The following is a 12,339-nucleotide window of genomic DNA, read 5'->3' on the forward strand; positions in this document are numbered from 1 at the left end:
GCGCCCATCGAGGGGGCGCCCTTCGCGTATGGTGCACCGAGCATCAGCGAGGTGAGCCAGGTACGGGTATCGTTCGTGGGATACCCGTGCACATACATTTTTCGCCGGGAATCGATTGGGAGAGCCGAAATGACAGACCTCGTGGACCGGATGACGTCGTCTCGACTGTCGTCCGAGGCCATGCCGAGCAAGCGCGGAACCCGCCTGCCCCGCGATGCGCGCCGTGCCCAACTGCTTGCCGCGGCCAGTGAGGTCTTCGTGCTACGCGGATACCACGCCTCGGGCATGGACGAGATCTCGCAGTGCGCCGGAGTATCCAAACCCGTGCTGTACCAGCACTTCTCGAGCAAACTCGAGCTATATCTGGCGGTCCTGCAGAACTACATCGACGCGTTGGTGTCCAGTGTGCGCCAGGCGCTGCGCTCGACCACCGACAACCGCCAGCGCGTGCGGGCCGCGGTGCAGGCGTACTTCGATTTCGTCGATCACGAGACCCAGGGTTTCCGGCTCGTCTTCGAATCCGACCTGACCAGCGAACCGCAGGTGCAGCGCCGGGTGGAGCAGGCCACCGAGGCGTGCGTCGACGCGGTCTTCGACCTGGTCGCCCACGATTCCGGACTGGACCCCTACCGGGCCCGGATCCTTGCGGTCGGTCTGGTGGGCGCGAGCCAGATCACCGCCCGCTACTGGCTCGAGGCCGACCGACCCATCCCGAAGGAGGAGGCCGTGGACACCACCGTCGCCCTCTGCTGGGGTGGCCTGTCGCGGGTGCCGCTGCACCACTGAGCGCGGCTCCCCGAACCCGGACGAAACGACAACGCGGCGAAGCGGATTACCCGCCTCGCCGCGTTTCGCTGTCGAAAACCCCTACACCGCAGCGAAACCCACGCGGCCGCTGGTCGACGTGCCGATCTCCACGTAAGCGACCTTGGCGGCCTGGATCAGGTATTTGCGGCCCTTCTCGTCGGTCAGCGCCAGCACGCCGCCCTTGCCGTCCAGCGCACCGGACACCAGCGCCTCGACCTCTTCCGGGGTCTGCGAGCTGGTGATCACGAGCTCGCGCGGGCTGTCCGAAATACCGATCTTGACCTCCACGGTCAACCTCCTAGAGTCCTGATGCTGTCCTGCTCAGGCTAGTGCAGGGCGGATGGGCGAAGTTAACGCTGTCAGCGAACGACGCCGACGTCGGGGCGGCTAGGCCAGGCCCAGTACGCGCATGCGCTCGGCATGCCTGGTCTGCATCCGGTCGAACAGCGCGGCGATGCCGTTCAGGTCGCCGGTGGCGATGAGGACCAGCTCGGTCAGCTCGTCGCGCTGGGCCATCACGAACTGGGCCTGCGTGATCGCCTCGCCGAGCAGCCGGCGGCCCCACAGGGTGAGCCGGTCGCGCTCGGAGCGGCTCTCGGTGACCGCGCGGCGCACCTCGTCGACGACGAATTCGGAGTGGCTGGTCTCGGCGAGCACGTCGTGCACGACGCCGGCCACCTCGGGCGCGAGCGAGTCGGCGAGCACCGTGTAGAAGTCGGCGGCGATGCCGTCGCCGACGTAGAACTTCACCATCGACTCGAGCCACGTCGAGGGGTCGGTCGAGTCGTGGTAGGCGTCCAGCGCGCGCACGTACGGCGCCATCGCGTCGAAGACGTCCACCCCGCGCTCGGCGAGCGCGCCCTCCAAGGTGTCGAAGTGGGACATCTCCGCGGCCGCCATCTTCGCCACGGCCACCCGGCCGCGCAGCGACGGCGACAGCTTCGCCTCCTCGGCCAGCCGGTAGAACGCCGAGATCTCGCCGTAGGCGAGCACCGCGAACAGGTCGAGGACGCCGGGATGGTCGGCGGGGATGCGGGCGCCGGATTCGGTCGAAACACCCAGCGCGGCAGACGGGTTTACTCCCATGCGCTCCAGCCTAGTAGGGGTCGCGGCGGCGGCGTGACCGGTCACGCCCGATCTCGCAGAAACTTCTCGAGGTAGGTCCAGGTGGTGTCGCGCGCGCTCGGTCCGGCGAGAATGCCGAGGTGGCTGCCGGGCGCGGTCTCGTAGCGCACGTCGGCCCCGGTGAGGGTGGTGACGCCGTGCTCGACGGCCGCGGCCGGGGTGATCACGTCGTCGGGGCCGCCTACCAGCAGCACCGGCGCGGTGACGTCGGCGAGCGCGATCCGCGCGTCGTTGAGCAGCACCACGCCCCTGCCGATGTCGTTGGCCAGGATGAATCGGCTCCACAGCTGGTTGTACAACCGTCCCGGGTAACCGGGCATCTGCGCCTGGAACCGGTCGATGGTCTCCATCCGGCCCAGCGTGGCGCGGTCCGTGAGATTGGTGGCGATGAACAGCGGCCGCCGCAGTTCGCGCTCCCACGAGGTCGCCCGGTAGGCGAGCCGGGTCAGCGGCGCGGGCACCCCGCCCGCCGCCCGGATCAGGTTGGAGGTGGCCAGGCCGCGGGTGAACCGGGCCAGCGCCCGCACCTGCGGCACGCCGGTGACCTTGTCGTAGTCCAGCGGCGAGCCGATCGCGGTGATCGAGCGGATCGGCAGCGCGGCATCGGCCGCGGCGGTCAGCAGCGCGAGCACGCCGCCGAGCGACCAGCCGACCAGGTCCACGGGGGCGCCGTCGCGATCGGCGGAGACCCGGCCGATCGCGGTGGGCAGGATGTCGTCGATCCAGTCCTCGAAACCGAGCCGCCGGTCGGCGAAGGTGATCTCGCCGTAGTCGACGACGTAGGGGTGGCGGCCCGCGTCGAGCAGGAACCGCGCCAGGCTCTGACGCAGATCGAAGCACACGGCCGGGGCGGCCAGCGGCGGGACCAGCAGTACCGCGGCATCGTCGGCGGACGCGCCGGGGGCGGATCGCTCGAATCTCAGCAGCCGCCGGTGCGGTTCGTCCCACAGCACCGTGGCGGGGGTGGGCGTGGGTTGCTCGATGCCGTCGCCGAAGGTCAGTGCCCAGGCGTTGCGGGCGGCGACGGTCACGGTGTCTGCCAGACTCACCGCACCAACCTATCCCGTGACACCGCGTCACACATATGTGGGATCGGCCACCGCCGGAGCGGTGCGACGCGCCCGGGCAATTTCCCCGCGCCGCGTGAATTGTGCTGTGCCGCAGCGGACGCCGCGCAGGCTCGCGCGGGTACGGCGAAGTATCCGGGAAATACCTCCGGAGCTGAACCGGAGCCGGAAATCGAGTTAAGGAAAGTATCACGCTACAATCTGCGTGGGCAACGGAAATTCGTCGCCCAGGAAAATTGTGCGCGCACCAGTTCCGCACCACCATTGCGCCGCCAGGTCGATGCCGATTCGGTGTCCCGGAGCGGCCGGGTGGGAAACGCCGGACAGGTGGTCGTCGCGGACCGCAAGGGTCCGCCCCACGCCTCGTGCGCGCGAGATGCGATTGACACGAGGAAAGGCACGAACCTGAGCAAGATCACTGTCGAACAGGAGCCGGGGCTGTCGGAGACGCTGCTGACGGCCGAACTCGACCCCACTCACACCGCCCCCGCGTTCGCCGAATTGGGAGTGCGCCCGGAAATCGTCCGCGCACTCGCCGAGCTCGGAATCGAACGCACTTTCGCCATCCAGGAACTCACCCTGCCGCTGGCACTGGCCGGCGAGGACCTCATCGGCCAGGCACGCACCGGCATGGGTAAGACCTTCGGATTCGGCGTTCCGCTGCTGCACCGAATTTCCACCGCCGATTCCGGCACGACCGCGCTGGACGGTACGCCGCGAGCCCTGATCATCGTCCCGACGCGCGAACTGTGCGTGCAGGTGACCTCGGATCTGGAGAACGCGAGCAAATACCTGACCAATCACCAGGGTCCGCTGCGGGTGGCCTCCATCTACGGCGGCCGCCCCTACGAGTCCCAGATCGCGGCGCTGCGCTCGGGTGTCGACGTGGTCGTCGGCACGCCCGGCCGCCTGCTGGACCTGGCCGAGCAGCAGCATCTGATCCTGGGCAAGATCGGGGTGCTGGTGCTCGACGAGGCCGACGAGATGCTCGACCTGGGCTTCCTACCCGATATCGAGCGCATCCTGACCATGGTCCCCGAACAGCGGCAGACGATGCTGTTCTCGGCGACCATGCCGGGCCCGATCATCACGCTTGCCCGCACCTTCCTGCACAAGCCGACCCACATCCGCGCCGAGGAACCGCACGACTCGGCGGTGCACGAACGCACCGCGCAGTTCGTCTACCGGGCGCACGCGCTGGACAAGAGCGAACTGGTGGCGCGGATCCTGCAGGCCGAGACCCGCGGCGCCACCATGGTTTTCACCCGCACCAAGCGCACCGCGCAGAAGGTCGCCGACGACCTCGCCGATCGCGGGTTCGCCGTCGGCGCCGTGCACGGCGACCTGGGCCAGATCGCGCGCGAGAAGGCGCTCGACAAATTCCGCAAGGGCAAGATCGACGTCCTGGTCGCCACGGACGTCGCCGCGCGCGGCATCGACATCGACGATGTCACCCACGTGGTCAACTACCAGTGCCCGGAGGACGAGAAGACCTACGTGCACCGCATCGGCCGCACCGGCCGCGCGGGCCGCACGGGCGTCGCCGTCACCCTGGTCGACTGGGACGAGCTGAACCGCTGGGCCTCGATCAACTCCGCGCTGGATCTCGGTATCTCCGAACCGGTCGAGACGTATTCACGGTCGCCGCATCTGTTCGAGGAACTCGGCATTCCCGAGAACGTGACCGGCACGCTGCGGCGCAAGCCCGCTCGTGACGAGGACGCCGTGGTGGTCGAGCGCGAGCAGCGCGCGCCGCGCAAGCGCAACCGCAAGCGGACCGTGCGCGGCCGGCCGATCGACCGTGTCGAGGGCGAAAGCGCCGAGGACACCGCCGAAGTCACCGCCGCGGCCACGGAATCGACCGCACCGCAGGGTGATTCGGAGTCGGACGAGGGCGACAAGCCCGCACGCCGTCGCCGTCGCCGTCGTAAGCCCGCCGGGAGCGGCGAGGGCGCGGAGGCCGACACGGCGACGACCGGCGAGAGCGCCGAGGGTGACGACGACACCGCCGACACCGGCGACAAGCCCGCACGCCGTCGTCGGCGGCGACGTAAGCCCGCCGGGGGCGAATCGCACAACGGTGCGGCCGAAGAGGGCCACAACGGCACGGCGTCGGAGTCGCACAGCGACACCGACGTACGCACCTCGGCCTAGCCACGCCACGGTCCGCCCGGCCGATCGGTTACCCTCGCTGACGTGCTCGCACCCGAGCGGCGGACGCGCGCCGATATCCAAGCCGCCGTCGCGATCGCCGTCGTCGTGGTGATCGCGATCGCGCTCGTCTGGGTGTACAGCGACGCGCGCCGCACGGTGTCCGAGCCCGCCGCGCAGGCGGCCACGGCGCCCGTCACGGCCACCGCCCTGCCGCAGCAACTGCGCGAACTGTGGCATCAGCCCGACGAGGCGACCACCCGGGCGCTCGCGTCCGGCGGCGTCGCCGTCACCGGCTCCGGCGGCACGGTCACCGGCCGCGATCCGCGCACGGGGGAACAACTCTGGAAGTACCAGCGCGATATTCCGCTGTGCGGGGTGGAGAGCCAGTTCGGGACCGTCGTCGCCACCTATCGGGACCAGCGCGGATGCAGCCAGACCACGCTGCTCGCCGCCGATACGGGAGCGCGGCGCACGGCCCGCAGCAGCTATATGGACGATCGGGTGAAGCTGTCGGTGGACGGCACCTACACGCTGGCGCTGGGTCCCGACCGGCTCGAGATGTGGCGTTCGGACCTGGTCCGCACGTTGGAGTACGGCTATGTGGACGCGCCGGTGAACGTCCGCACCCAGCCGCGCAAGGACTGCGCGCTGCTGTCGGGCGCGTCCAGCACCACCCGGCTCGCCGTGCTCGAACGCTGTCCCGGTGAAACCGCCGACCGCCTGACCGTGCTCAACCCCGCACCCAAGGACAACAGCGTGCCCGAGGAGTACGGCTCGCACGTACTCACCGAGCCCGGCGCGGTGTCGGACAAGGCCCGGGTAATCGCGGTGTCCGACAACCGAATCGCGCTGTATCTGCCCGGAACCGACACCGAGGCACCACAATTCGCGATCTACGACCAGAACGCCAATGCCGTTGCCGTACATCGGCTTACCGCTCCGTTGACCGACGACATCATGACCACTCGCGTCGGCTCGGCCTTCCTGGTCTTCACCGGCAACAGCGTGATCGCGCTGAACACCACCACCTTCGACCCGGTGTGGACGGCCTCCGACGCCCTCGGCACCCCCGCGCTGCTGGCCGGGCAACTGCTCATGCCGGTCGCCGACGGTCTGGCCGTCGTCGACCCCGCGACCGGCGCGCAGACCACCCGCATTCCGGTCTCGCGCGCCGAGTACCACGGCGAGCCGATCTCCCTCGCGGTGATCGGCAATACCGTGCTGGAACGCCGCGGCGGCGATCTCTACGCGCTGGGCTGACCTCCTTTCCGCGAGACCACCGCGAGTGAGGCGAGCGGCTGCCTGGGCGCGGCACCGGATCCGGCATGATCGACGGCATGGGCGACACCGATTTCCGGCTGGTACTCCTGCGCCACGGCGAGACCGAATGGTCGCGGGCACGTAAGCACACGGGGCGTACCGATGTGCCGCTGATGCCGCTCGGCGAGGAGCAGGCCCGCGCGGCCGCGCGGCTGCTGGGCACCCTCGACCTGCACGACCCGCTCGCGCTGACCAGCCCGAAGCGGCGGGCGGTCCACACCGCCGAATTGGCCGGACTCGCCGCCCGGGTCGACGACGACCTGGTCGAGTGGGATTACGGCGACTACGAGGGCGTCACCACGCCGGAGATCCAGCAGACCGCCCCGGGCTGGACCATCTTCACCGGCGAGGTGCCCGGCGGCGAATCGAGTGCCGAGGTGCAGGCCCGCGCCGATCGCGTGCTGGCCTCGGTGGAACCGGCGCTGCGCGAGCGCGACGTGGTCCTGGTGGGCCACGGCCATTTCTCCCGCGCCCTGATCGCCCGGTGGGCCGGATTCGACGTCCGCGAGGGCCGCCGCTTCTTCATGTCGACCGCCGGGGTCACGGTGCTGGGCCACGACCACAAGGCCCGCAGCGTGCTGGCCCACAACCTGGTCCCCACGCTCGACGGCGACGCCCGATGATCCGCCGCGCCACGCCCGCCGACGTGCCGGACCTCGTCGGGCTGGTCTACGACCTCGCCGAGTACGAGAAGGCCCGGCACGAGTGCCGGCTCACCGCCGAACAACTGCACGCGGCGCTGTTCGGCCCGAACCCGGCGCTGTTCGCCCATGTGGCACAGCGGGATTCGGGCGGCGAGGTGCTCGGCTGCGCGCTCTGGTTCCTGAACTACTCGACGTGGACCGGCACGCACGGCATCTACCTGGAGGACCTCTACGTCAAGCCGGAGGCCCGCGGCCTGGGCCTGGGCAAGGCACTGCTCACCGAGCTGGCCCGGGTGGCGGTCGCGCGGGGCTACCACCGCGTGGCCTGGTCGGTGCTGGACTGGAACACCCCGTCCATCGAGTTCTACAACTCGCTCGGCGCCGAACCACAGAACGACTGGATCGGTTACCGCCTCGCCGGTGCGGCGCTCACCCGGCTCGCCGAGTCCTGAGCGCACGAGCCGTATCGTGGTGCGATGGATATCACGGTCCGGTCGGCGGGGTTGTCGGATGTGCGGGCGCTGGCGCAGGTGCTCGGCGCGGCGTTCGACGACGACCCGATCATCGGCTGGCTCATCCGCGACGACCGCGTGCGGGCCCGGCGGGCCGCCCACATGTTCGCCGCGCTGGTCCGGCACCAGTTCATCGACCTCGGCGGCGTGGATGTGGCATTCGACGACACGGGCAGCATGGTCGGGGCGGCCGTGTGGGCGCCGCCCGGCAACCGGCGCCCCTCGACCCTGACCGAACTGCGCACGCTGCCGGGCCTGGCGCGGGCGTTCCGGACCCGGCTGCTCGCGGCCGGGCAACTCGCCCAGCGCATGCAGGCCGAGCACCCGCGCGAGCCGCACTGGTATCTCGCCTTCGTGGGCACGCTGCCGCGGGTGCGCGGGCGCGGCGTGGCACACGCCCTGCTCGAACCGCGACTCGGGCACTGCGACACCACCGGCGCGCCCGCCTATCTGGAATCCAGCAAGCGCGAGAACATCCCGTACTACGAGCGCTACGGATTCGAGGTCACCGGCGAACTCGACGTGACCGCCGGCGGCCCGCCGGTGTGGCCGATGTGGCGGCCGCCGCGCTGACCGTGCCGGTTCAGTCCTCGTCGGCGATGTCGTAGACCTGCGCCGCCCAACTCGTCGACGGCGGCGAGAACAGCAGACCCAGCGCCACCAGCGCCACCAGGCCCAGCGGGATCCCGAACTGCGGCTGCCCGCCGATCATGTACCACGACACCGGCAGCAGCAGAATCTGCGCGATCACCGCGATGGCCCGCCCCCAGCGCCGCCCGCGCAGCAGCCCGATACCGGCCGCCAGCACCGCGCCACCGAGGATCACGAACCAGGCGGCCGTGCCGTACGCGCTGGTCAAGCTCTGATCGATGCCCGTGATACCGCGCACCACCAGCACGATCGCCACGATCACTCCGATGCCGCCCTCCAGCGCCGCCAGCCCGCCGGCCACGCGCACCGTGGCGGGCGCCCGCTCCGGTGCCGCGCTCTCGCCCGCCGTGCCTTCGTCCGCGTTCCGCTTCGCCACCCCGCCAGCCTAGAGCCGTCGATTCTCTTGTCCCCGTCGCGGTGTCGCGGCCCCCGTCTCAGTAGGCTGCATGCGTGCGGACGCTGCTGATCGTGAATCCGAATGCCACCTCGACCACACCGGCCACCCGCGATCTGCTCGCCCACGCGCTGGAGAGCCGGACCCAGCTGATCGTCGCCCACACCCAGCACCGCGGGCACGCCGCCGAACTGGCGCAGTGGGCGGCCACCAACGAGATGGATCTGATCGTGGTGCACGGCGGGGACGGCACGGTCAACGAGACCATCAACGGCTTCCTCCCGCTACCGCAGGTCGACGACGGGCAGGCGTGGATTCCGCGGCTCGGCGTCATTCCGGGCGGCTCTGCCAATGTGTTCGCCCGCTCGCTGGGCATCAAACCGGATCCGGTGGCCGCCACCAATCAGCTCATCGATCTGCTGTCGGTCGAAAAGGACCGTCGCATCGGACTCGCCATCGCGGACGACCGCTGGTTCACCTTCTCCGCGGGCGTCGGATTGGACGCCGACGTGTGCGAGGCCATCGACAACAGCCGCGCCGACGGCCACGCCGCGACACCGGCCCGTTACCTGCGCACCACCATCCGGCAGTTCTTCCGGGCCAAGCGCAAGGAGCCCTCGGTCACCCTGCGGATTCCCCATCACGAACCGGTCACGGACGTGCATTACGCATTTGTGACCAACACCAGTCCGTGGACCTATCTCGACGCCACTCCGGTGGTCACGAACCCCGAAACTCGATTCGAAACCGGTCTCGGGGTGTTTGCCATGCGGACCATGCGGGTACTGCCCACACTGTGGGTCGCCCGGCAACTGTTGGCCACCGACGGAAATCCCAAGTCTCGCAATTTGTTTCGCGACGACGACGTTCCGTCGGTACGCGTCTCGGCCGACGAGCCGATCGGCCTGCAAATCGATGGCGACTTCATCGGCCGCCGCAACGTGGTGGATTTCACCTCGGTTCCCGAGGTGCTCGAGGTGATCGCGCCACGGCCCGGAACGGGCCGACACAACTGAGAAAACATCGCAGTTGTGCTGCGGAAACCGGTTCGAGCGAGTACAAAGGACTCGGCAGGCCCCCGATGTAGGGGTCTTACAGCGTGAGCTTCCCCACGGTGCACCACAAAGCTATTGACATCTACGGTGTTCGTGAAAGCATTCACAAGCAACCGTGCGGAAACATTCGAGTCGCACAAGTGAACGGACCACAAACCCGAGGCGCCCTGGTGCGCCCAGCAAAGGAGCAGAGAGAATGGACTGGCGCCACAAGGCCATCTGTCGCGATGAGGACCCCGAGCTGTTCTTCCCAGTCGGTAACAGTGGTCCCGCACTCGCGCAGATTGCCGATGCCAAGCTGGTCTGCGCCCGCTGCCCCGTGACCGCCGAGTGCCTGTCCTGGGCCCTGAAGTCCGGGCAGGATGCCGGTGTATGGGGCGGTATGAGCGAAGACGAGCGTCGGGCGCTGAAGCGTCGCAACGCGCGCACTCGCACCCGCAGTGTCGTCTGACGACGCTGGCGTTACGGCCACTCGCACAGCCCCCGGCTCGTAACGCGTTTCAGCCCGGCACCGTAAGGTGCCGGGCTTCATTGTTTGCGGGCTGCTATCCTTCCTCGATCAGCGAGAAGATCGGCGGCCCAAGGGAACTCGGAGCACGGCATCCGTACCGATGTCCGCTCCCGGGTGTAAACCGATCGAGCCGCCCAGCTCCGCGGTGACCAGGGTGCGCACGATCTGCAGGCCCAGCCGGTCCGAACCCTCCAGGCTGAAACCGTCCGGCAGCCCGCGGCCGTCGTCGCTGATGATCACGTCGAGCCAGCGCGCCGAGCGCTCGGAGCGGATGGTGACCGTGCCGTTCTCGCCCGCGTCGAAGGCGTGCTCGATCGCGTTCTGCACCAGCTCGGTGAGCACCATGACCAGCGGCGTCGCGCGTTCGGCGGAGAACACGCCCAGCGAACCGGCCCGGCGCACCTTGATCCGGGCGGTGTGCACGGTCGCCACGTCGGCCATGATCGGCAGCAGCCGGTCCACCACCTCGTCGAGGTCGACCTCCTCGTCCACCGACATCGACAGCATCTCGTGCACCGAGGCGATCGAGGTGACCCGGCGCACCGACTCGGTCAGCGCCAGCCGCGCCTCCTCGTTCTCGGTCCGGCGAGCCTGTAAACGCAGCAGGGCCGCGACCGTCTGCAGGTTGTTCTTCACGCGATGGTGGATCTCGCGGATGGTGGCGTCCTTGGACAGCAGCGCGCGGTCGCGGCGCTTGACCTCCGTGACGTCGCGCACCAGCACCGCGGCCCCGGCGAGCACGCCGTGCGGGCGCAGCACCAGCGTGCGCAACAGCACGGTGGCCCCGCGCGCCTCCACCTCCATGCGGCGACCCGACTTGCCGGCCAGCGCGGCCTGGATGTCGTTGACGACCTCTTGGGCATCGAACGGATCGGTGATCAGCGAGCGCGTGGTGTGCGCCAGATCCTGGCCTGCCAGATCGCTCTGCAACCCCATCCGGTGATACGCCGACAACGCGTTCGGACTGGCGTAGGCGACCGTGCCCTCGGTATCGATGCGGATGAAACCGTCACCGGCACGGGGACTGGAATGCGAACCGGTGCGGTCCTCCAGGGTCGGGAAGGTGCCGTCGGCGATCATCTGGCACAGGTCGTCCGCGCAGGTCATATAGGCCTCTTCGAGGCTGCCGCGGGTCTTCGTCCGCTGCACGTCGGTGTCGCGCCCCAGCACGGCGATCACGTCGGTGCCCACTCGCACCGGGATGGCCTCGCGGATGGCGTGTTCCGGGGTCGGGTGATAGACGCCCGCGGACTCGCCGTCGGAATCCACCCGTACGATCTCGCCGGTCAGCAGGGCCTCGAACACCTGCGGATGATCCTCCTTGGAGGCGAGGGAGCCCACGACGTCCTGGGGATGCACGGTCGCCGCGGTGGTCGGGCGGGCCTGCGCCACGCACACCACGTCGGCGCCCTCGGCGACCGGACCCGCGCCCACCCACAGCTGCAGGTCCGCGAACGACAGGTCCGACAGCAACTGCCAGTCCCCCACCACCCGCTGCAGATGGTCCACGGCCGCACCCGGTAGATCGGTGTGTTCGGCCAGCAGGTCACTCAGTGTCGACATGCACCACGCTCCTTCACCCGACGCGATTCTCCCCCAACCGTCGGGCTCGGTACGCGGGCAGCCCTCCCGGTCAGGAGATGACTGCGATCAGATCGCCCTTCTGCAGGACCTGTCCGGGCGTGACGTTGATCGATGTGACGGTGCCGTCACCCTCGGCCACCACGGGGATCTCCATCTTCATCGACTCCAACATGACGAGAGTGTCCCCTTCGTGCACGGTGGCCCCCTCCTGCGCGACGATCTCGTAGACGGTCGACACCATCTCGGCGAGCACTTCCTCGGCCATGACACCCTCTCGATCGGTCGACACGGTTGACGCCCCCATCCGCTGGAGGTACAGCCAATCACACGTGAAACAATGGCGCTCGATCAGAAGGAGGATACCGATGGGTAAGCGAGGACGTAAGAAGCGCTCACGCAAGGGCAACGCGGCCAACCACGGCAAGCGTCCCAACGCCTGAGTCGCCCGGCGCGAAGCGCCGTAAAGCACTGAGCGGCACGTCATCTCGATGATTACGTGCCGCTCTGCTGTGTTC

At 69.1% G+C, this 12,339-nt stretch carries 15 protein-coding genes; 9 read left to right on the forward strand and 6 right to left on the reverse strand.

Going from position 1 to position 12,339, the window contains the following annotated elements; translation table 11 throughout:
• Positions 1-129: 129 nt before the first annotated feature.
• Positions 130-786, forward strand: a complete 657-nt coding sequence (gene fasR, locus QH470_RS05230; protein ID WP_280271112.1) for an HTH-type transcriptional activator FasR — start codon at positions 130-132, stop codon at positions 784-786.
• Between the two features lie 81 nt (positions 787-867).
• On the opposite strand, the gene QH470_RS05235 is transcribed toward fasR, so the two are convergent.
• The 3 genes from QH470_RS05235 to QH470_RS05245 all read right to left on the reverse strand — a co-directional run bounded on the left by QH470_RS05235 (position 868) and on the right by QH470_RS05245 (position 2,981).
• A complete protein-coding gene (locus tag QH470_RS05235; RefSeq protein ID WP_187687132.1) occupies positions 868-1,095 on the reverse strand; it encodes a DUF3107 domain-containing protein in 228 nt (75 codons plus the stop codon).
• Between the two features lie 99 nt (positions 1,096-1,194).
• A complete protein-coding gene (locus QH470_RS05240; RefSeq protein ID WP_280271113.1) occupies positions 1,195-1,893 on the reverse strand; it encodes a ferritin-like fold-containing protein in 699 nt (232 codons plus the stop codon).
• Between the two features lie 41 nt (positions 1,894-1,934).
• A complete protein-coding gene (locus QH470_RS05245; RefSeq protein ID WP_280271114.1) occupies positions 1,935-2,981 on the reverse strand; it encodes an alpha/beta fold hydrolase in 1,047 nt (348 codons plus the stop codon).
• A gap of 399 nt (positions 2,982-3,380) precedes the next feature.
• Here QH470_RS05245 and QH470_RS05250 point away from each other — a divergent pair, with 399 nt between their 5' ends.
• From QH470_RS05250 to QH470_RS05270, 5 genes are all read left to right on the forward strand, one after another.
• On the forward strand, positions 3,381-5,153 hold the full coding sequence (locus QH470_RS05250) for a DEAD/DEAH box helicase (protein ID WP_425302609.1): 1,773 nt from the start codon (positions 3,381-3,383) through the stop codon (positions 5,151-5,153).
• Positions 5,154-5,195: 42 nt separating this feature from the next.
• On the forward strand, positions 5,196-6,413 hold the full coding sequence (locus tag QH470_RS05255; protein WP_280271115.1) for an Rv3212 family protein: 1,218 nt from the start codon (positions 5,196-5,198) through the stop codon (positions 6,411-6,413).
• A gap of 77 nt (positions 6,414-6,490) precedes the next feature.
• The gene (locus QH470_RS05260) at positions 6,491-7,096 is read left to right on the forward strand and encodes an acid phosphatase (protein WP_280271116.1); all 606 of its coding nucleotides are present in this window, start codon (positions 6,491-6,493) and stop codon (positions 7,094-7,096) included.
• Entirely contained in the window at positions 7,093-7,569 is a 477-nt protein-coding gene (locus tag QH470_RS05265; RefSeq protein WP_280271117.1) for a GNAT family N-acetyltransferase, read from the forward strand. The genes QH470_RS05260 and QH470_RS05265 overlap by 4 nt, the downstream gene beginning before the upstream one ends.
• A 24-nt stretch (positions 7,570-7,593) precedes the next feature.
• Positions 7,594-8,202 carry a GNAT family N-acetyltransferase gene (locus QH470_RS05270; RefSeq protein ID WP_280271118.1) on the forward strand — a complete coding sequence of 203 codons (609 nt, stop codon included), beginning with the start codon at positions 7,594-7,596 and terminating at the stop codon, positions 8,200-8,202.
• A 10-nt stretch (positions 8,203-8,212) separates the two neighbouring features.
• On the opposite strand, the gene QH470_RS05275 is transcribed toward QH470_RS05270, so the two are convergent.
• A complete protein-coding gene (locus tag QH470_RS05275; RefSeq protein WP_280271119.1) occupies positions 8,213-8,656 on the reverse strand; it encodes a hypothetical protein in 444 nt (147 codons plus the stop codon).
• Positions 8,657-8,730: 74 nt separating this feature from the next.
• Here QH470_RS05275 and QH470_RS05280 point away from each other — a divergent pair, with 74 nt between their 5' ends.
• The gene (locus QH470_RS05280) at positions 8,731-9,690 is read left to right on the forward strand and encodes a diacylglycerol/lipid kinase family protein (protein WP_280271120.1); all 960 of its coding nucleotides are present in this window, start codon (positions 8,731-8,733) and stop codon (positions 9,688-9,690) included.
• A gap of 235 nt (positions 9,691-9,925) precedes the next feature.
• Entirely contained in the window at positions 9,926-10,180 is a 255-nt protein-coding gene (locus tag QH470_RS05285) for a WhiB family transcriptional regulator (RefSeq protein WP_062507827.1), read from the forward strand.
• Positions 10,181-10,288: 108 nt separating this feature from the next.
• Here QH470_RS05285 and QH470_RS05290 read toward each other — a convergent pair whose 3' ends face one another.
• Entirely contained in the window at positions 10,289-11,803 is a 1,515-nt protein-coding gene (locus tag QH470_RS05290; protein ID WP_280271121.1) for a sensor histidine kinase, read from the reverse strand.
• Positions 11,804-11,873: 70 nt separating this feature from the next.
• Positions 11,874-12,089, reverse strand: coding sequence for a biotin/lipoyl-binding carrier protein (locus tag QH470_RS05295; protein ID WP_280271126.1), 216 nt, complete (start codon positions 12,087-12,089; stop codon positions 11,874-11,876).
• 100 nt (positions 12,090-12,189) lie between these two features.
• Between QH470_RS05295 and QH470_RS38185 the strand changes: the two genes are divergently transcribed.
• Positions 12,190-12,264 (forward strand): 50S ribosomal protein bL37, encoded by a 75-nt coding sequence (locus tag QH470_RS38185; RefSeq protein ID WP_022597109.1) that lies wholly within the window; start codon positions 12,190-12,192, stop codon positions 12,262-12,264.
• Positions 12,265-12,339 lie beyond the last annotated feature (75 nt).

Origin of the sequence: Nocardia wallacei (assembly GCF_029868745.1) — a bacterium.
GTDB lineage: Bacteria > Actinomycetota > Actinomycetes > Mycobacteriales > Mycobacteriaceae > Nocardia > Nocardia wallacei_B.